The organism is Streptomyces sp. NPDC057702 (assembly GCF_042799315.1).
GTDB lineage: Bacteria > Actinomycetota > Actinomycetes > Streptomycetales > Streptomycetaceae > Streptomyces.
In genome coordinates, this window is sequence record NZ_JBHVJC010000011.1 from 54,858 (window position 1) to 73,854 (window position 18,997).

At 75.4% G+C, this 18,997-nt stretch carries 14 protein-coding genes; 12 read left to right on the forward strand and 2 right to left on the reverse strand.

Annotated elements, in window-relative coordinates; translation table 11 throughout:
• Positions 1 to 1,092: 1,092 nt before the first annotated feature.
• Positions 1,093 to 2,283: a pyridoxal phosphate-dependent aminotransferase gene (locus ACFVFR_RS10300; RefSeq protein WP_383699490.1), complete on the reverse strand. Its 1,191-nt coding sequence runs from the start codon at positions 2,281 to 2,283 to the stop codon at positions 1,093 to 1,095.
• A 1,060-nt stretch (positions 2,284 to 3,343) separates the two neighbouring features.
• Between ACFVFR_RS10300 and ACFVFR_RS10305 the strand changes: the two genes are divergently transcribed.
• From ACFVFR_RS10305 to ACFVFR_RS10320, 4 genes are all read left to right on the forward strand, one after another.
• A complete protein-coding gene (locus tag ACFVFR_RS10305; protein ID WP_383699492.1) occupies positions 3,344 to 3,862 on the forward strand; it encodes a DUF2617 family protein in 519 nt (172 codons plus the stop codon).
• A gap of 127 nt (positions 3,863 to 3,989) precedes the next feature.
• Positions 3,990 to 5,702, forward strand: coding sequence for a polyamine aminopropyltransferase (locus tag ACFVFR_RS10310; protein WP_383699494.1), 1,713 nt, complete (start codon positions 3,990 to 3,992; stop codon positions 5,700 to 5,702).
• Between the two features lie 198 nt (positions 5,703 to 5,900).
• Positions 5,901 to 7,013: an SRPBCC family protein gene (locus ACFVFR_RS10315; protein WP_383699496.1), complete on the forward strand. Its 1,113-nt coding sequence runs from the start codon at positions 5,901 to 5,903 to the stop codon at positions 7,011 to 7,013.
• 127 nt (positions 7,014 to 7,140) lie between these two features.
• Positions 7,141 to 8,010 (forward strand): aldose 1-epimerase, encoded by an 870-nt coding sequence (locus ACFVFR_RS10320; protein ID WP_383699498.1) that lies wholly within the window; start codon positions 7,141 to 7,143, stop codon positions 8,008 to 8,010.
• A 141-nt stretch (positions 8,011 to 8,151) separates the two neighbouring features.
• On the opposite strand, the gene ACFVFR_RS10325 is transcribed toward ACFVFR_RS10320, so the two are convergent.
• Positions 8,152 to 9,738 (reverse strand): serine protease, encoded by a 1,587-nt coding sequence (locus ACFVFR_RS10325; protein WP_383699500.1) that lies wholly within the window; start codon positions 9,736 to 9,738, stop codon positions 8,152 to 8,154.
• Between the two features lie 132 nt (positions 9,739 to 9,870).
• Here ACFVFR_RS10325 and ACFVFR_RS10330 point away from each other — a divergent pair, with 132 nt between their 5' ends.
• From ACFVFR_RS10330 to kynU, 8 genes are all read left to right on the forward strand, one after another.
• Positions 9,871 to 10,620 carry an RNA polymerase sigma factor gene (locus tag ACFVFR_RS10330; RefSeq protein ID WP_383699502.1) on the forward strand — a complete coding sequence of 250 codons (750 nt, stop codon included), beginning with the start codon at positions 9,871 to 9,873 and terminating at the stop codon, positions 10,618 to 10,620.
• On the forward strand, positions 10,617 to 11,705 hold the full coding sequence (locus ACFVFR_RS10335) for a CU044_5270 family protein (protein WP_383699504.1): 1,089 nt from the start codon (positions 10,617 to 10,619) through the stop codon (positions 11,703 to 11,705). The genes ACFVFR_RS10330 and ACFVFR_RS10335 overlap by 4 nt, the downstream gene beginning before the upstream one ends.
• A 73-nt stretch (positions 11,706 to 11,778) precedes the next feature.
• Positions 11,779 to 12,318 (forward strand): orotate phosphoribosyltransferase, encoded by a 540-nt coding sequence (gene pyrE, locus ACFVFR_RS10340; RefSeq protein WP_383699506.1) that lies wholly within the window; start codon positions 11,779 to 11,781, stop codon positions 12,316 to 12,318.
• Between the two features lie 219 nt (positions 12,319 to 12,537).
• Positions 12,538 to 13,560, forward strand: a complete 1,023-nt coding sequence (fbaA, locus tag ACFVFR_RS10345; protein ID WP_383699508.1) for a class II fructose-bisphosphate aldolase — start codon at positions 12,538 to 12,540, stop codon at positions 13,558 to 13,560.
• 546 nt (positions 13,561 to 14,106) lie between these two features.
• Entirely contained in the window at positions 14,107 to 15,630 is a 1,524-nt protein-coding gene (locus ACFVFR_RS10350; protein ID WP_383699674.1) for an MFS transporter, read from the forward strand.
• Positions 15,631 to 15,900: 270 nt separating this feature from the next.
• Positions 15,901 to 16,314: a DUF3151 domain-containing protein gene (locus tag ACFVFR_RS10355; protein WP_383699510.1), complete on the forward strand. Its 414-nt coding sequence runs from the start codon at positions 15,901 to 15,903 to the stop codon at positions 16,312 to 16,314.
• 285 nt (positions 16,315 to 16,599) lie between these two features.
• Positions 16,600 to 17,571 carry a tryptophan 2,3-dioxygenase family protein gene (locus ACFVFR_RS10360; protein WP_383699512.1) on the forward strand — a complete coding sequence of 324 codons (972 nt, stop codon included), beginning with the start codon at positions 16,600 to 16,602 and terminating at the stop codon, positions 17,569 to 17,571.
• Positions 17,564 to 18,868: a kynureninase gene (gene kynU, locus ACFVFR_RS10365; protein WP_383699514.1), complete on the forward strand. Its 1,305-nt coding sequence runs from the start codon at positions 17,564 to 17,566 to the stop codon at positions 18,866 to 18,868. Before ACFVFR_RS10360 ends, kynU begins: the two co-directional genes overlap by 8 nt.
• Positions 18,869 to 18,997: the final 129 nt, after the last annotated feature.

Below are 18,997 nucleotides of genomic sequence, written 5' to 3' on the forward strand. Positions count from 1 at the left end.
CCCTCGGGGGCACGTACACGAGGCCCGGTGAGCGCGGCCCGTCCCTGGTGGGCGGGCGGCGCCCACCGGGTCTTTCGCGTGCCGGACGCGGGGCGGGACGGCGGGTGGGGGCTGGGTACGCGGGCGCTGGAGGGACGGCGCGCCGGGGGGCGACGCGGCTGGCGGCCGGCGCGGCGGGAATCCGCGAGGCCGGGGGCCGGGGCCGGCACGGGGGAGGCCGGGCCCCCGGGAATGCGGGCGGGAGCCCGGCCTTCCCCCACGATGCGCCGGACCCCGCGCGCCCGCGACCCGGGGCGGGCCGAACGGGTCCGCCGCCGCCCGCCCGGGACGCCGGAGGCGCGGCCCGGGGCAGCGGCTGGGGCGGGTGAGGAATGCGGGGAGGTCGGTGCCAGTGGTGCCGATGGTGCCGGCGGGAGACCGTCTCGGCTGCGTACGACGTGGCAGCGCCGGTCGACCGAGGCGGCCATGGTGTCTACGGCGTGCCCCCGGTCCGGCCTCCGCCCACAGGCGCGCCCGGCGTACGCCCTTGGTCAGGCCAGCGCGGACGCGTGCGCCACGGTCGTACGCATCACCCCCGCCGCGCGTCTACTTCCACTCGCCGCTGGCCTATGCCGGGGGACCATGGGGGCGCTCTTCCGCGCGCCGGAGCACTTCGCGTGCTCCCCGGCGGGGTCACCGTGCGCCCCGCCCGCATTCCGCCCCGCGCCGCGCGCCGGAGCCCTCCCGGAGCCGGTCAGCGACCACGTCGCGCACCGCCTCACGGAGGTGGCCGCGAGGCGAACGGGCGCGTTCGGTGGGATCGGCGTACGCCTGAGTCCGGCCCTCGCCGTCGTCGTGAGCGGGCGTACGCCGGGCGCTAGCGGATGAGCCCCGGTCGACCGGCCCGGTTCCGTCACGGCTGGGCCACGTGCGGCGGCGGGGGCCCAGTCCAGCCAGGCGGCGGGGGCGGGGGCCGGCTCACCTTGGCCGAGATCGGTCGCGGGTGCGCCGGACAGCGGTCGCGCAGTGGGGGCGCACGCCCCTGGGGGGTGTGTGGTTGCCGCCGCGCGGCGGGGTGGGTGCCGCGCGGCGGGATGGTGTGGCCCGGACGGGTCAGCGCAGAGTCTTCAGCCGGTCCACGGCCTCCTCCAGGGAGCTGGTCTGCTTGCAGAAGGCGAACCGGACGAAGGGGGCGCCCGCCTCGCGGTGGTCGTAGAAGAACTGGTTGGGCACGGCCACCACGCCGCAGCGCTCGGGGAGGCTGCGGCAGAAGGCCAGGCCGTCGCCGTCCGCCGAGATCTCGGGGCCCAGCGGGCGGATGTCGGTGGTGATGAAGTACGTGCCGGCCGGGCGGTAGACGGTGAAGCCGGCCGCCGCCAGGCCGTCCGCGAGGAGGTCCCGCTTGAGCGCGAGGTCGTCGCGCAGGCCGGTGTAGTACGACTCCGGCAGGGTCAGCGCCTCGGCGATGGCGTGCTGGAACGGCCCCGAGGCCACGAACGTCAGGTACTGCTTGGCCGACCGCACGGCCGCCAGCAGCTCCGGCGGGGCGGTGACCCAGCCGACCTTCCAGCCGGTGAAGGAGAACGTCTTGCCCGCGGAGCTGATGGAGATCGTGCGCTCCCGCATGCCGGGCAGGGAGGCCAGGGGCACGTGCTCGTGGTCGTCGAAGACCAGGTGCTCGTAGACCTCGTCCGTGATCACGTACAGGTCGCGCTCGATGGCGATGTCGGCGACCGCGGCCAGCTCCTCGCGGGTGAGCACGGTGCCGGTGGGGTTGTGCGGGGTGTTGAGAAGGATGAGCCGGGTGTTGTCGGTGACGGCGTCGCGCAGCTCTTCCAGGTCCAGGCGGTACCGGCCGGCTTCGGGGTCGGGGCGGAGCGTGACCGGGACGCGGGTGCCGCCGGCCATGGCGATGCCGGCCGCGTACGAGTCGTAGTAGGGCTCCAGGGCGATGACCTCGTCGCCCGGTTCGAGCAGGGCGATCAGGGAGGCCGCGAGCGCCTCGGTGGCGCCCGCGGTGATGAGGACCTCGCGGTCGGGGTCGTACTCCAGTCCGTACCAACGCTGTTGGTGCGCGCACACGGCGGTGCGCAGCTCGGGGACACCGGGGCCCGGGGGGTACTGGTTGCCGCGTCCGTCGCGCAGCGCGCGCACGGCAGCCTCCCTGACCTCCTCGGGGCCGTCGACGTCGGGGGAGCCCTGACCGAGGTTGATGGAGCCGGTCCGGATGGCGAGAGCGGCCATTTCGGCGAAGATCGTCGTTCCGAATTCGGCGAGGCGGCGGTTGAGCGGAGGTCGCTTCATACGGCACATCCTGCGCCGAACCTCTGGATTTGCTCAACTCTGCTTTGGCCGGGAATGGACTCGGGCATCACCGGTGCACACGGGGGGAGTTCGTGTGCGCGGGAGACGGCGGTAGCGCTCGGGCGGGCGGGGCGTCGCCGCGCGGACTTTGCGTTCTTCACGGACTTCGCGGCGGCGCGCGGCGTGCACCACGCACCGAACGCCGTTCTCGACGGCAATATCCGCCCTCACCCTGATAAAGAGCGAAACACCGGAAACTACAGAATCCAGAGAATCTGCGAAATCTACGGGGCAACGGGGGTATTGGGGAGCAACGGGGACAACGGGGGAATAAGGGCATAGGGGAAACCCGGCCCGACGTGTGCGCGCTCCGCCGCGCGGAGCCGTGTCGCGCGCCGTGGCGAGCCCGGTTCGCCAGGAATTCCCGTCGGCTGCCGTGCCTCGCTCCGGGGGGACAACGGGGAACGAAAGGACAGTGAGGACATGGGCTTTGTGGTGTTCATGGCCGTCGTGCTGGTGGTGGGGGCGGTGATCGCCTCGGCTCGCAAGCCGGGACCCGGCCGCAGGCCGGGCCGGCACGGCCGTGGGGGCAGTGGAAGCAGCGGCGGTGGCTGGTGGGCCTCCGACGGCGGTTCCTCGTCAGGTGACGGGGGGTCCTCGTGCAGTGGCGGGGCCTCGTGTGGTGGGGGCTCTTCCTGTGGGGGCGGGGGTGGCGGTGGCTGCGGCGGCGGTGGCGGTGGGGGCGGCTAATAGCCGGTAATGCGGCTGAGTCGTGCCGATTTGCATATGCGTCCGGCGGGCTACGGCCTGCCGGGCGCTCAAACGTTGAACAATTGAACTGGGGGGCGCCCGAGGGGATGGAAACCTGGCGAAGATGGGTAAAAAGGCTGTGCCGCCACGCATTTCATGATTGCGTGTCTCTCGGGCCCTATGGACCTCACGGACCTCACGTGGTCAGCAGCCGGCGCATAGTGACTCCCTGGTCTCCCACGGGATGGGGTTGCCGTTCGGGGAAATAAGGGCCGGCCCATCTTCTACTGCGTGCTTGCGGAGCCGACCCATGCTCACGACCCTCAAGACTTCCTATACCGATACCCGAGCCTCCGACCTCGCCTGGTGCCTGGGCCGCGAACCGCAGCCCGCGCTGGGCGTGCTCGACCTGCGCCTGGGCGAGGCCACCGTGCAGTTACGTCTGTTGGGCGCCTCCCACCAGGTCCTGCTGGAGGGGCGTGACGGGCACTGCTCGGAGACGGTGGCCTGCATGCCCGGCAGCAGCACCCCGCTTCCCCTGGGCGTGTCCAAGCTGGTCGAAGGCCGCGAGTACGAGTTCGCGGCCCGGATCGAGACCCTCTCGCGCGGCTCCTTCGCGGGGCGCGCCCAGGAACTGCTGGCCCTGGTGGCCGACCATCCGCACGGCCTGGCCGGCACCTTCCCCGGCAGCCCGCACGCGTTCACGGCCATGCTCGCCCACCGACACGAGGGGCAGATCGGCTGGCGCACGTGGCACGCGTATCCGCAGGAGGGGTGTCTGGTGGCCACGCGCACGCGCCTGGGCGCGCGCGTGGTGGCCACGCTCTGATCGCGCGCGGGGCGCTCAACGGTGCTCGTAACGGGCGCTTGGCAGCCCACAACTCGCTCTGAAGCGCCCTGTGTTCCCCCCGTGTGAGTGATGGGTGGTGAGTCGGAGGCCACGTAACGTTCACCGCGTGATCGACCCGCCGGTACCCCTCGTGCCCTCTGCCGGGGAATCGCCGACGGAACCCGAGGAGACCGCTCGGGTGCCGATCCCGTTCGGTCGTTCCGCCGTCCTGGCCACCGTGTTCCTCTGCGCGGCCTGCGGATTGGTGTACGAACTCGAACTGGTCGCCCTCGCCTCGTATCTGATAGGCGACTCGGTGACACAGGCGTCCGTCGTGCTGTCCGTCATGGTCTTCGCGATGGGCACGGGATCGCTGCTCACCAAGCGGATGTGGAGGCGTGCGGCGCTGGCGTTCGGGATCGTCGAGTCGGCGCTGGCGCTGGTGGGCGGGGCGTCGGCGATGGCGCTCTACGCGTGCTTCGCCTGGCACGGGGAGACCTGGTGGGCCATCGTCGGCTTCTCGCTGGTCATCGGCGTGCTGATCGGTGCCGAGGTGCCGCTGCTGATGACGCTGATCCAGCGCGTGCGACGACAGGACGCGGGCGGCGCGGTCGCCGACCTGTTCGCCGCGGACTACGTGGGGGCGCTCGTCGGTGGGCTGGCCTTCCCCTTCGTCCTGCTGCCACGGCTGGGCCAGCTGCTCGGCGCCCTGCTCACCGGCGCGGTCAACGTCGTGGTGGGCGGGGCGCTCGTGCTGGGCGTCTTCCGGCGTGACCTGACCGGGCGCGGACGCCGTGCGCTGATCGCGGTGAACGGGCTCGTCCTGGTGCTGTTGGTCGGCGCGGTGGCGCTGGCCGGCCCGTTCGAGCGGGCGGCGCGGCGCGCGATGTACGGGCCGGACGTGCGGGTGGCCGTCCACACAGACGTACAGGAGGTCGTCATCACCGGCGGTGTGCCCGACGCGGACGACCCGCCCGGTCGGGAGCCCGGCCCGCGCGCCGGGCACGGCACCGGCGAGACGCCCCTCGCGCTGTACCTCGACGGGAAGCTGCGGGTCAGCGCGCGCGACGAGTTCCGCTACCACGAGGCCCTCGTCCACCCCGCGATGGCCGGCCCCCACGGCCGCGTGCTGATCCTCGGCGGCGGTGACGGCCTCGCCCTGCGCGAGGTGCTGCGCTACCCCGAGGTGCGCGCGGTGACGGTGGTCGAACTCGACGGCACCATCGTGCGGTTGGCGCGCCAGGACCCCGGGCTCAGTCGGCTCAACCGGCACGCGTTCGGCGACCCACGGGTGCGGGTGGTGCGCGCGGACGCCTTCAGCTGGCTGCGCACGCGCGGCCAGCCCGGCGGGCCGAGCCCCGGCGGCCGGGCGGGTGGCGGCTACGACGTGGTCCTCTCGGACCTGCCCGACCCCGATCTCATGGCCAGCACCAAGCTCTACTCGCGGGAGTTCTACGGGCTGGTGGAGCGCGTGATGCGGCCCCGCGCGCGGCTCGCCGTGCACGCCGGGACGCTCGGCGCGCGGTCCCGGGCGTACTGGACGGTCGACACCACCGTGCGGTCCGTCGGGCTGCGCACCACGCCGTACGGCATCACCGGCCGCATCGGCCGGCAGCGCGGCGGGCCCGACCACCGGGCGCGCGCCTCGGTCGTCCACCACGACTGGGGCCTGGTGCTGGCCGCCCGCGACCGGCCCGCCCTGCGGCTGCCCGACGCGCGGCCCGCGCTGCGCTCGCTCAACCCGGAGGCGCTGCGCGCGGCCGAGCGCATGGCGGACCGGCTGCGGCGACCGGGCCTGCCCGCGTCCACCCTGACGCACCCGCGCTACGGGACGGGGTAGCCGGCCTCGGGGCGATGGGGCGGTGGGCGGTGGCGCGGTGGGCCGGAAGCATTTGTCGCTGCCATGTCACGCACCGTGGTGGGGTGGGCGGGCGCGGTGACGGCGCGTTCGCGGCGGGGTGGTGGCCAGGCGACGCGGCGCGGCGAATGTGGACGGGGCGATGCCCGATCGCACACCCGGTGAGTACGCTCGGGGGTCATGGAGCATGAGGTGTTCGTTCCGGTTCCCGTGGACGTCGTACGACGCGCGCTCGTCGAGCCCGCGCGCATCGCCCGCTGCCTGCCGGGGCTGCGGCGCGAGGCCGACGCCGGCTCGGACACCATCGCCGGCCGGCTGCGGCTGCGCATCGGCGGCTCCTCCATCACCTACCGGGGCGTGCTGCGCGTCGTCGAGCGCGAGGGCCGCGTCGAGTACGCCGGCGAGGGCACCGAGGCGCGGGGCGGCACCGGCGTCACGGTGACACTGGCCGTGGCCGCGCGGTCGACCGCCGGCGGTACGACGCTGCACTGCGCCGGGGAGGTCGAGATCGCGGCCGGTGAGGGACGGCTGACCGAGTTCGACGCGGCGACGGTGACCACGGCGGCCCGCCGCCTGCTCGACCGCTTCGGCGAGGAACTGACCACGGACCTGGCGGCCGAGCCGTCCCCCGAGCCGCGCCCCGCGCCGGGCGACCTGACGACGGACGACCCGGCGTCGGGCGGTGCCGTGCCGGACGCCGCCGAGGGCGTGCCCGGCGCGGGCGACCCGGCCACGCGCGAGGCCGCCGCGACCTCGGACACGTCCGAGGCGGTGGCAGACCGCGCGCCGGACGCCGGCGCCCCGACAGCCGACGCCGCTCCCGCTCCCGACGCCACTCCCACCCCCGGCTCCGACGAGACGTCCGCCGCCGCGACCTCGGGCGCCGGTGCCACGGGTGACGCCGACACCGCCGCCGACGCCACGGCGGACACCGCCGACCAGGCCGACACCGGCGCCGACCCGCGCGAGGCAGCCGCCGAGGAAGCCGAGGCGGCCCCGGACGGGGTGCCGGCCTCGCTGTTCGAGACCGAGGTTCCGCCGTCCTCGCCGGAGCCGATCGTGCTCGGCGACGAGGAGGAGGCGCCGCCCGCCGAGGCGGCGCACGCGCGGCGGACGATGATCGGTCGCAGCGCGGAGGAGGTGGACCACGCGCCGCCGCGCGGCCGGTACGCCCCGGTGCCCGCCCCCGAGACCGCGTCCACCGTGGCCACCCTGCGATGGGCCGCGCCGGCCGTGGCCGCCGTACTCGCCTCGGCGGTCGTCGTGGGCCGGGTGCTCCGCCGCCGCAGGTGACCGGGGCCGCCGCCCCGCTCGGCCGCGCCCGGCGCGCGTACCGCCCCGCCTGGCGCCGTCACTCTTCGGTGCGCCGCGCCGTGGCCCGAGGAGGTCGGCCGGGTGGGGCGCGGCTAGGGTCGGCGGGGTGAGCACCCAAGAGACCACGGATGGCGCCCCCGACGTGCGCGACGTACGACTGGTGGCGCCGGGCAACGCCGAGTTGACGGTCCGTCCGGACGACGGCTGCCGCATCACCTCGCTGGTCATCGACGGCCTGGAGGTGTTGCGCCAGGGGGAGCGGTACGGCTCCTTCCCCATGGCGCCCTGGTGCGGACGGATCGAGCTGGGCCAGTTCCGCAGCTTCGTCACCCCGACCGGCGAGGGCGCGGCGGGGGCGGGTCGGGGCGGCGTCCGGCACCAGATGCCGATCAACGCGGCGCCACACGCCATCCACGGCACGGTCCGCGACCAGCCCTGGCGTACCGCGCGGGTGGACGACCGGTCCGCCACCTTCTACCGCGACCTGACCGACCCGTGGCCCTACCGGGGGCGGGTCACCCAGAGCTTCGAACTGGGCGATGACGCGCTGACGTTGACGATGGGCGTGGAGACGCGCGGCGACTCCTTCCCCGCGCAGGCCGGCTGGCACCCGTGGTTCCTGCGTCAGCTCGGGCCGACGGGCGCGCCGGTGCGGATCGCGTTCGATCCCGCGTGGCAGGAGGAGCGCGGCGCGGACCACCTGCCCACGGGGCGCCGGATCGAGCCGCTGCCCGGGCCGTGGGACGACTGCTTCGGGATGCCGGACGGCGTCAACGTCACGCTGACCTGGCCCACCCAGCTGGAACTGACGATCACCAGCGGCGCGCGCTGGGTCGTGGTCTTCGACGAGCCGGCGGAGGCGGTGTGCGTGGAGCCGCAGACGGGGCCGCCGAACGGCCTCAACACGCTGCCGCGCCTGGTGACGCCCATCGATCCGCTGGAGGTCTCCACCACCTGGAGCTGGCGACGGTTCTGACCCCGGGGCAGGCCCCGCCTCGGCTGCCGGGCGGGGCCGGGCCCGCGCGCCACCCCGCGCGCGGGCGCGCGCGAGGTGGCGTACGGGGACGGGGGAGCGGCCCGGCCGGGCGCGCGGGAGCACGCCGGGCCGGGGCGGGGGTCACCGGGTCCGGTAGGCGCCGAGCGCGGTCTGGGTGAGCGTGTTACCCGCGGTGTCGGTCAGCTTGGCCCGCAGCGCGACGCCGGTGCCGGCCCGCTGGGCCGGGATCGTGGCGACGCCGCCGGTCACCGTGGCCCGCTGCCAGGAGGCGCCGCCGTTGACGGAGTACGCGACCTCCAGCGCGCGCACGCGCTGGCTGGCGGCGCCCCGCACGGCCACCGGGACGCGCAGCGCCTTGCCGGCGGGCGCGGTGCCGGCCGTGTCGAGCGACGGCGTGAAGCGCACCACGCTCACCGGCAGCGCGGCCCTGGCACCGGTGCGCTGGGAGGCGAAGGTCCACGACGCCGTCACGATGGTGGCCACGCCGGGCCCGCCGGCGCGCCGCACGGTGCTGGTGAGGCGGTAGTTCGCCCGCCCGGCCGGTACGTCGAAGGTGGCCTTGCCGGGCTCGCCGGTCACCGTCCGCACCCGCGCCCCGTTCCGGTACAGGGTCGTGGCGGCCGTGGCGTACGGCTGCGCGAACGGCAGGTGGCCCTGGCCGTCGGCGAGCAGCGGGACGTCGACGGTGAGCCGGTCGCCGGTGCGGGTGACGCCCGAGCCGTCGCTCAGGACGGGGCCGAAGACGGCGTTGTCGAAGGTGTGCGTGACGGGGTGCCCGACCCGGCCGACGACCTTCCTGGCCTCGTACCAGGACGAGGGGCCCTCCTCCTCGGTGCGGGGGTTGGTGTAGCCGATGTCGTACGGCCCGCGCTGGGGTGTGACCAGGAAGCTGACGGTGCCGGGGGTCTTCATCGAGCCCAGGTAGGAGCCGGCGGCCTCGCCGCTCGGCCCCAGGGACAGGGGCGCGATGCCGGCGGTGCCGGGTCGGGCGGCGGCCCGGACCCGCAGCTCGGCCAGGTCCCCCACGGCCGGGTGTCGGACCAGCCCGGTCAGCGCGCGGTCGCCGGTGCTGACGTCGCCCAGCGCGTAGCGGTGCTTCGCGCCGTTCCAGTACGCGTCGTACCAGCGCTTGACCGTGCCCGGCTCGGCGGCCGGGCCCCGGTGGGCGACGCGCAGCGTGGGGGTCGCGACGATCACGTTGGCGTCCCGGGTGACGCCGGCGTGCCGGACCGCGACGAACATGGTGCCGCTGACGTGCGAGGCCGAGCTGTCCGGGGGCCGCACGTCGACCGGCTTGGTGGTGCGGGCGTCGAACGTGATGGTCGTGTCGCGGTCGAGGTCGAGCCGGGGTTGGACCACCCAGTCGGTGCCCTCCCGGTAGTCGTCGCTGTTCAGCATGGACGACAGGAGGTAGCGGCCCTGGGGGAGCCGTACCGTGGTGGTGCCCGAGGCGCCGTCCTCCTCGGACAGGACCTGGTCGGCCTCCTTGGTGGGGAACCCGGCGACGCGGGTCCGGTAGTGCGGCGAGGCGTGCCCGTCGCGGCCCAGGTGGTGGATGGTGAGGGTGTACGTCCGCGCGTCGGCGGTCCGTGGGGTGTCGGAGGCGGCGGCGTAGGCGGGCAGGGTGCCGGCGACGATGGCGGTGGCCACGACCAGCGACCGCAGGGCGGTGCGGCGCGGCATCCGAGGCGACGGGGAAAGAGTCATGATCAGCACTGCGCGTCCGCGCGCCGGAGTTCCCGTGACCCGCGTCACGTGCCGTCGGGCGGGGTGGCCCGTGTGGCGCAGGTCACCGGAACCCCGGCCTCCCGGGGGGCAGTGCTCAGTGTGGAATCACTCATGAGACATCGCTTCCGTCGCGGCGACCGCGACGCCCTGGGCGAGTTGTACGACGAGCACGCCCAGGTGCTCTACCGGTACGCCCTGCGGGTGACCGGCGACTGGGCCGAGGCCGAGGACGTCGTGTCCACCACCTTCCTGGAGGCGTGGCGCGGTCGGGAGACCGTGCGGCCGGGCGAGGAGAGCCTGCGCCCGTGGCTCCTGGGCATCGCGACCAACATCATGCGCCGCGACGCCCGCGCCCGCCGCCGCCGGGACGTCGCCCTGGCCCGCGTGCCCGAGCGCGGCGCGGTCCCCGACTTCTCGGACGACGTCGTCGCGCACCTGGCGGACACCGAGCAACTGCGCGTGGCCCGCGCCGCGCTGGCCAAGCTGCGCCGCCGCGACCGGGAGGTCTTCACCCTGGTCGTCTGGGCCGGCCTGGACTACGCCGCCGCGGCCGAGGTGCTCGACGTGCCCGTGGGTACCGTCCGCTCGCGGCTCTCCCGGGCCCGGGGCCGGCTACGCGAACTGGCCGCCGCCGAACCCCGCCCGGCACGCGGCGCGGCCCGCCGCGCGAGCCGGTCGGCGCCGCAGGGCCCGCCGGCCGCGTCCGAGGCGCCATCCGCGCAGGGCCCGCCGGCCCGCCGCTCCCCCTGGCCGACCCTGGGGACCGGGACCGACCCGGCCGCCGCCCCCGCCGCCCCCGACTCCTCCCCGCCGGGCCGCTTCTCCGTGGCCCCTTCGCTGCCCCAGGAGAACCACGGATGAACGCCACCCCGCGACACCACGCGTCGGACCGCGCCGAGAGCGCCGAGCGGCACGAGATGACCGCGCTGCTGCCCCCGCCGTCCGTCCCCGACCTGACCCCCGACCGTGAGCGGGCGCTGCGCCAGGCCGTGCTCAGCGAGGCCGCCGACCAGCGGCCGGCCACCGCCAGGCCCCGGCTGACCGCCCGCCCGCCGCGCGAGCGCCGCCTCCTGGTCCGCTTCGCGGTGCCGGCGCTGGCCTGCGCCGTGGCGGCCGGCGCCGTCGTCGCCGTGAACCTCTCCGGCACCGACGACCCGGCGCCCGACGGCACGCGCGTCGAGGCCCAGCAGGTGCCCGAGGCGACCCGGTTGCTGAACCGTGTCGCGCTGGCCGCCGCGCAGAGCGAGCCGCCGGCGGTGCGGGCCGACCAGTTCGTGTACGTCCAGAGCACGGTCGCCTACGCCGGCCAGAGCGCCGGCGGCGGCGCCGTGACCCTGCCGCCCGCGCACACCCGGCGAGTGTGGCTGTCCGCCGACGGCAGCCGCCCCGGCCTGCTGCGCGAGGCCGGCAAGCCCGACAGCCAACTCGGCTCCGACGCCCCCGTGTACACCGTCGACCGCCCCGGGGCCACGCCCTCGCCCAGCGCGAGCGGCTCCGGCCCCTCGGTGACCAACCCGACGCACACCTACGTCGCCTCGCTGCCCACCGACCCCGACGCCCTGCTGGCGCTGATCCGCCAGCAGACCCGGGGCCAGGGGCAGGACCCCGACCAGCGGGCGTTCACCGCGATCGGCGAGCTGCTGGCCGAGACGTGGGCGCCGCCGAAGGTCAGCGCCGCGCTCTACCGGGCGGCCGGGAAGATCCCCGGGGTCACCGTGGTCCGCGCGGCCAAGGACGCGGCGGGCCGCGAGGGCGTGGCGGTCGCCCGCACCGCGGGCGACCAGCAGACGCAGTGGGTCTTCGACCGGAACAGCCACGCCTACCTCGGCGAGCGCACGGTGAGCACCCGGGCCGGCGACGCGGGCCCCGCCGGGACCGTGCTTGGCACCTCCGCGGTCCTGGCCAAGGCCGCCGTCGACCGGGCCGGGGACGCCCCGCGCGGGTGAGGCCGCGCCGGGCGGGTGAGGCCGCGCCGGGCGGGAGCGGGCGTCGCCACCGGGCACGGCTAACCTCGTGCGTATGAGCGACGCGCGTGATGCCCTCCTGGAGCAGATCAAGAACAAGGCCGTGGTGCACGGCAAGGTGACCCTCTCGTCCGGTCTGGAGGCCGACTTCTACATCGACCTGCGCCGGGTCACCCTGGATGGCGAGGCCGCTCCGCTGGCCGGTCAGGTCATGCTCGACCTGACCGCCGACCTGGAGTACGAGGCGGTGGGCGGGCTCACGCTGGGCGCCGACCCGGTGGCGACGTCGATGCTGCACGCCGCCGCCGCGCGCGGGCGCCGCCTGGACGCGTTCGTCGTGCGCAAGGCCAACAAGGCGCACGGCCTCCAGCGGCGCATCGAGGGCCCGGACATCGCGGGCCGGCGCGTGCTGATCGTGGAGGACACCTCGACCACCGGTGGCTCCCCGCTGACCGCCGTCGAGGCGGCGCGCGAGGCGGGCGCCGAGGTGGTGGCCGTGGCCGTCATCGTCGAGCGGGGCGCCGCGTCCGCGATCGAGGCCGCGGGGCTGCCGTACTACCAGGCGTACGGGCTGGCCGACCTCGGCCTGAACTGACCGGCCGACCGACCGTAAATGATCATCTGACCTGCACTTTTGTCGAGGGCGGGGGCTGTTTCACGTGAAACGGCCCCCGCCCTTCGCGCGCCCGGTGTCCACTGCGCGGCACGCCGTGGAGAGGAGCCGGACGAGTCTGGAAGGATGGGGGCGACGATGACGTCGCCCCCTAGGTCAGGGCATTCACCACGCAACCGGCACTTCACAAGGAGCGGACCCATGCCCATCGCAACCCCCGAGGTCTACAACGAGATGCTCGACCGGGCGAAGGCAGGCAAGTTCGCCTACCCGGCAATCAACGTGACCTCGACGCAGACCCTGCACGCGGCGCTGCGTGGCTTCGCCGAGGCCGAGAGCGACGGCATCATCCAGGTCTCCACCGGTGGGGCGGAGTTCCTGGGCGGTCAGTACAGCAAGGACATGGTCTCCGGCGCGGTGGGCCTGGCGGAGTTCGCGCACGTGGCGGCCAAGAAGTACCCGGTCAACATCGCGCTGCACACCGACCACTGCCCCAAGGACAAGCTGGACGGCTTCGTCCGCCCGCTGATCGCCCTCTCCCAAGAGCGGGTCGCCGCTGGCCAGAACCCGCTCTTCCAGTCCCACATGTGGGACGGTTCGGCCGAGAAGCTGGACGAGAACCTGGCCATCGCCAAGGAGCTGCTCGCCGCGGCCGTCAAGGCGAAGATCATCCTTGAGGTCGAGATCACCCCGACCGGTGGCGAGGAGGACGGCGTCACGCACGAGATCAACGACGAGCTGTACACCTCCGTCGCCGACGTCGAGAAGACCGCCGCGGCCCTCGGCCTGGGCGAGAACGGCCGGTACCTGCTGGCCGCCTCCTTCGGCAACGTGCACGGCGTCTACAAGCCGGGCAACGTCGTGCTCCGCCCCGAGCTGCTGCGCGACCTCCAGGACGGCCTGGCCGCCACCTCCGGCAAGGCCGACCCGTTCGACTTCGTCTTCCACGGCGGCTCCGGCTCGACGGAGGAGGAGATCCGTGTCGCGCTGGGCAACGGCGTCGTGAAGATGAACCTCGACACCGACACCCAGTACGCCTTCACCCGCCCGATCGCGGACCACATGTTCCGCAACTACGACGGCGTGCTCAAGGTGGACGGCGAGGTCGGCAACAAGAAGACCTACGACCCGCGCAGCTGGGGCAAGCTCGCCGAGGCCGGCATGGCCGCCCGCGTCACCAAGGCGTGCGCCGACCTGCGTGCCACCGGCACCAAGCTGAAGTAGTCCGGCGGCGACCCCGCCACTCCCGGCCCCGGCCGGGACGGCCGGGCACCGCCACGCGCCACCCGCCCACGGGCCCGGCGCCCTCCCACGGCTCACCCGTGCGGAGGGCGAGCGGGCCCGTCGGCGTAGCGGCCCCCGGACGCGCGGACCGGGCGCCGGGCGCGCGCGTGGGCGGACAGAGGCGCGGCGGGTGGGCCCTTCGACGTACGGGGTGCGGCCGGTGGGCCCCGGGCGGGCCGGCCGGTGGTCGGGGGCCCGGCGATGGCGCTCCCGGCCGCCGGGTGGGCGGTGTTCCCGGGGAGCGGGCCACCCGGGGGTGATCCGCCGTGAAGTGCGGCGTCGGGGTGGCCGGGCGGCCCCGCGACGCGCAGGATCACAGACATGACGGACCCGCGACGCCCCCACCCCGGCTCCGACCCCGAGGGCCCCGGCCCCGCGCCCGACCACGGGCCCGCCGACCGCGCCGCCGGCGCCGGCCCCGCGCCTGACCACGCCCGGCCGGTCGAGGAGCCGGCGCCGGACGAGGAGCCGGCGGGGGCCGTGCGGATGGGGACGCCCACCGCGCGGTGGGTGCTGCTGACCACCGTGCTCGGCTCGGGCATGGCCATGCTCGACAGCACCGTCGTCAACGTCGCGCTGCCGCGCATCGGCGAGGACCTGGACGCCGACCTGGGCGGGCTCCAGTGGACCGTCAACGCGTACATGCTCACCCTCGCCGCGCTGATCCTGCTCGGCGGGGCGCTGGGCGACCGGTACGGGCGGCGGCGGGTGTTCGTCGTCGGGGTGGTGTGGTTCGCGCTGGCCTCGCTGCTGTGCGGGCTCGCGCCGAACGCCGGGGTGCTGATCGGGGCGCGGGCCCTGCAGGGCGTGGGCGGTGCGCTGCTCACGCCGGGCTCGCTGGCCCTCATCCAGTCCGCGTTCCGTCCCAAGGACCGGGCGCGGGCGGTGGGCGCCTGGTCGGGGCTCGGTGGTGTGGCGGCGGCGGTCGGCCCGTTCGTGGGCGGCTGGCTGGTGGACGGGCCGGGCTGGCGCTGGGTGTTCCTGCTGAACGTGCCGCTGGCCCTGGTGTGCGTACCGGTCGCGCTACGCCACGTGCCGGAGTCCCGGGACCCGAGGGCGCACGGCCGCTTCGACGTCGCCGGGGCCCTCCTGGGCGCGCTGGCGCTGGCCGGTGTGACGTACGCGCTGATCGCCGCGCCGGACGCGGGGGCCTCGCCCCTGGTGCTCGGCGCGGCCGGCGGCGGGCTGCTGCTGGCGGTGGCGTTCTGCTGGCTGGAGGCGCGCCGGGCGGAGCCGATGCTGCCGCCGGACCTGTTCGCCAGTCGTCAGTTCACCGCGATCAACCTGGTCACCCTGTGCGTGTACGCGGCCTTCGGCGGCTTCTTCTTCCTCTCGGTCGTCCAGCTCCAGGTGGTGGTGGGGTACTCGGCGCTGGAGGCCGGTGCCGCGCTGCTGCCGACCACGGTGCTCATGCTGCTGTTCTCGGCCCGCTCCGGCGAACTGGCCCAGCGCGTCGGGCCCCGACTGCCACTGACGGTCGGGCCACTGCTGTGCGCGGCCGGCATGCTGCTGATGATGCGGGTCGGCCCGGACGCGGTGTACTGGCGCGACGTGCTGCCCGCCCTGGTGGTCCTCGGCTCGGGCATGGTGACGCTGGTGGCCCCGCTCACCGCCACGGTGCTGGCCTCGGTGGACGTCGGCCGGGCCGGTCTGGCCAGCGGCATCAACAACGCGGCGGCGCGGGCGGCCGGCCTGATCGCGGTGGCCGCGCTGCCGCTGCTGGCGGGCATGGGTCCGGAGGCGTACCGCTCGGCCGGCGAGTTCGAGGAGACCTTCCGCCGCGCGATGCCCTGGTGCGCCGGGGTGCTGCTGCTCGGCTCGGTGCTGGCCTGGGCGAGCGTCCGCGCGGGCACCCTCACCCAGGTCGCGGGCGAGCCCGACGCCGAGCCCAGCCACCCGGAGTGCGTCCACCACTGCGGCCTCGCGGCACCCCCACTCGACCCGGGCGAGCCCCCGGCTCGACCCGGCCAGGCCCCACCGCCCCCCGACCCGGCCCCCTCCGGCGCGTAGCCCGGCCGCCGGCAGGTGGCGCGCCCCCGGGTGGGTCACCCGGGGCGCTCGGGTGGGCCGCGTGGTGCGCGTGGTGCCCCTGGGCGGGCCGCCTTCCCGGGCGGGCCGCGCCCCCGCGCGTGCCCGGCCGGCCGCCGGGCCCGCCCGCCCGCGCCGTGTCACCCGGGCGGCCGGCGGGATTCGGACGCTTTCGGACCGTGAAGATCCGGCCAACCATCGGACCTCACCGCGACGCGACCCCACGCGGCGCGGTCCGGCAAACTGGAACCCATGGCCATTCACGAGAACCTGCTCGGGGGACCTCCCCCGACCCATCTGCCCGACGACCCCGGGCCGCGCGAGCTGCTCGCCAGCGGCGCCGCGTCCGCCGAGGTCGCCGCCGCCTACCCTGCCTCCTCGCTCGCCTGGGCGCAGCTCGCCGACGAGGCGTTCGTGGCGGGGCGCGTCGTCGAGTCCTACGCGTACGCCCGCACCGGCTACCACCGGGGCCTGGACGCGCTGCGCCGGAGCGGCTGGAAGGGCCACGGGCCGGTGCCCTTCGAGCACGAGCCCAACCGTGGCTTCCTGCGCGCCCTGCACGCGCTCGCGCGGGCCGCGCAGGCCATCGGCGAGCAGGAGGAGTACGAGCGCTGCTCGACCTTCCTGCGCGACTCCTCGCCGACCGCCGCCGACACCCTGGGCTGAGCCGGGCCGGCGGGCCCACCACGACGAGCGGACCGGCCGGGCCATCCCGGCCGGCCGGCTCGCTCGGTGGGGCGCGCCGGCGTTCGCCCGCTCGCGGGTGTCCGAATACCGGGCCCGCCGGTCGTCCACCTCGACCCGGCGGGCCCTTGCCGTGTGCGGCGCGCGCGTCGCATGATGCGCGCAGGACCCGAAGATCAGCGATCGTGGGTCCGAGAGGGGACCGGGGCTCCCATGCCGATCAGGAAGGGGCGGACCGCTACCCGGAAGCAGGACTGAGGAGACACCATGTCCCAGCACAGTGGACACTCCGGCACAAACGGGGTCGAGCCCGCCACCCCGAACCTCGACTTCCAGGGCACCACGCCGTACGACGACTACGTCAAGGCGTCCGTGCTCACCCACCTCCAGCAGCCGCTCTCCGACGACCCGGGCGAGATGGTCTTCCTGGTCACGAGCCAGGTGATGGAGCTGTGGTTCACGGTTCTCACCCACGAGTGGCAGACCGCGGCGGACGCGCTGCGCGAGGACGACCTGCCGGCCGCCCTGGCCGCGCTCAAGCGCTCGACATACGAGCTGGAGGCCCTCAACGCCTCCTGGAAGCCGCTGGCGCACATGACGCCGGGCGAGTTCAACGCGTACCGCAGCGCCCTCGGCGAGGGCTCGGGCTTCCAGTCGGCGATGTTCCGCCGGCTGGAGTTCCTGCTCGGCGACAAGGCCGCGTCGATGCTGGTCCCGCACCGGGGCGCGGCGCGCGAGTACGCCGAGCTGGAGAAGGCGCTGGCCGAGCCGAGCCTGTACGACGAGGTCGTGCGCTACCTGGCCCGGCGCGGCTACGAGATCCCGGACGAGGTGCTGCGCCGGGACGTGACCCAGCGCTACGAGCCGCACGCGTCCGTCGAGCGGGCCTGGCAGCTCATCTACTCGGGCGCCCCGGCGCCCACCCCGGCCGGAGTCGGCGCCGGAACCGGCACCCAGCCCACGCCGGTGGCCAAGGGCGAGCTGTCGCCGCAGGCCGCGCGGGCGGTGGCGCAGGCCGCCGCCGTGGGCGGCGCGGGCGGCAGCCTGGTCTCGCTCGGCGAGGCGCTCACCGAGGTCGCCGAACTGGTCTGGCGCTGGCGCAACGACCACCTGGTGGCCACCCGGCGCGCGATGGGCGCCAAGACCGGCACGGGCGGTTCGGCGGGCGTGGCCTGGCTGGAAAAGCGCGCCGGCAAGCAGGTCTTCCCCGAGCTGTGGACGGCGCGTAGCTATGTCTGAGCACGTACCGGCCGGGCCCGCGCTCGCGGGCCCGGCCCCCCGGGCGACCGCCGCGACCCCCGCCGCGGGACGCGCGCACGCTGCCGAGGCCGCGCGCCGGGACGGCGAGGACCCACTGGCCACGGTCCGCGAACGCTTCGTGGTGGACGCGGCCGACGACCCGAACGGCACGGTCTACCTCGACGGCAACTCGCTGGGCGCCCTGCCCCGGAGCGTGCCGGGCCGGGTGGCCGAGGTCATCGAGCGCGAGTGGGGCCGCGACCGCATCACCTCCTGGTCGCGCAACCAGTGGTGGACGGCGCCGGAGCGGATCGGCGACCGGGTCGGCGCACTCGTCGGGGCCGCCCCGGGGCAGGTCGTGGTCGGCGACTCGACCAGCGTCAACGTCCTCAAGGCGGTGGTCGCGGGCGTACGGCTGGCCCGGGGCGCCGACACCGCGACCGGCGACGGGCGGGACGAGATCCTGGTCGACGAGACCACGTTCCCCACGGACGGCTACATCGCCGAGTCCGCCGCCCGGCTCACCGGCTGCGTGCTGCGACCCGTCACCGCCGAGGCGGTCGCGGCCGAGGCCGGCACGCGGACGGCGCTGGCCCTCGTCAACCACGTCGACTACCGCTCGGGCCGCCTGCACGACCTGCCCGGCACCACCGCCGCCCTGCACGCGGTGGGGGCGGTGGCGGTCTGGGACCTGTGCCACAGCGCGGGCGCGCTGCCGGTCGACCTGGACGCGCACGGCGTCGACCTGGCCGTGGGGTGCACGTACAAGTACCTCAACGGCGGCCCGGGCGCACCGGCCTACCTGTACGTCGCCGCCCGACACCAGCAGCGCTTCGACTCGCCGTTGCCCGGCTGGAACTCGCACGCCGACCCCTTCGCCATGGCCACCGGGTACGCCCCGGCCGACGGAGCGGTCCGGGGCCGGGTCGGCACGCCGGACATCCTGTCGATGCTGGCGCTGGAGAGCGCCCTGGACGCGTGGCGGGGCGTCAGCGTCGCGTCCGTCCGGGCCAAGAGTCTGGACCTGGCGGACTTCTTCCTGACCTGCGTCGCGGCGTACGTGCCGCCCGGCGCGGTCGAGACGCTGACGCCGAGCGCGCACGCCGAGCGCGGCAGCCAGGTCGCGGTGCGCTGCGCGGGCGCCGGCGAGGTGACCGAGCGGCTGCTCGACCGTGGCGTGGTCATCGACTACCGCCGGCCCGACGTGCTGCGGTTCGGCTTCACCCCGCTGTACACGGCCTACGCCGACGTGGAGCGCGCCGCGTGGGAGCTGGGGGAGGTGTTGCGGACGTCATGACCCCCGCGATGACGCGCGCGCAGCGGGAGGAGGCGTCGGCGTTCGGCCACGCGGACGTGGCGCCCACCGCCACGGTCGGCTACGGGCCGCACCCGGACCAGGTGGTCGACCTCTTCCTGCCCCGGGACG

Excerpts from the sequence above, each read along its gene's own strand:
- ACFVFR_RS10325 (WP_383699500.1), bottom strand. The coding sequence starts at position 9,738 with ATGACTCTTTCCCCGTCGCCTCGGATGCCGCGCCGCACCGCCCTGCGG.
- ACFVFR_RS10355 (WP_383699510.1), top strand. The coding sequence starts at position 15,901 with ATGGCCATTCACGAGAACCTGCTCGGGGGACCTCCCCCGACCCATCTG.
- ACFVFR_RS10300 (WP_383699490.1), bottom strand. The coding sequence starts at position 2,283 with ATGAAGCGACCTCCGCTCAACCGCCGCCTCGCCGAATTCGGAACGACG.
- ACFVFR_RS10315 (WP_383699496.1), top strand. The coding sequence starts at position 5,901 with ATGGAGCATGAGGTGTTCGTTCCGGTTCCCGTGGACGTCGTACGACGC.
- ACFVFR_RS10335 (WP_383699504.1), top strand. The coding sequence starts at position 10,617 with ATGAACGCCACCCCGCGACACCACGCGTCGGACCGCGCCGAGAGCGCC.
- kynU (WP_383699514.1), top strand. The coding sequence starts at position 17,564 with ATGTCTGAGCACGTACCGGCCGGGCCCGCGCTCGCGGGCCCGGCCCCC.
- ACFVFR_RS10350 (WP_383699674.1), top strand. The coding sequence starts at position 14,107 with ATGGGGACGCCCACCGCGCGGTGGGTGCTGCTGACCACCGTGCTCGGC.
- ACFVFR_RS10305 (WP_383699492.1), top strand. The coding sequence starts at position 3,344 with ATGCTCACGACCCTCAAGACTTCCTATACCGATACCCGAGCCTCCGAC.
- fbaA (WP_383699508.1), top strand. The coding sequence starts at position 12,538 with ATGCCCATCGCAACCCCCGAGGTCTACAACGAGATGCTCGACCGGGCG.
- ACFVFR_RS10330 (WP_383699502.1), top strand. The coding sequence starts at position 9,871 with ATGAGACATCGCTTCCGTCGCGGCGACCGCGACGCCCTGGGCGAGTTG.
- pyrE (WP_383699506.1), top strand. The coding sequence starts at position 11,779 with ATGAGCGACGCGCGTGATGCCCTCCTGGAGCAGATCAAGAACAAGGCC.
- ACFVFR_RS10360 (WP_383699512.1), top strand. The coding sequence starts at position 16,600 with ATGTCCCAGCACAGTGGACACTCCGGCACAAACGGGGTCGAGCCCGCC.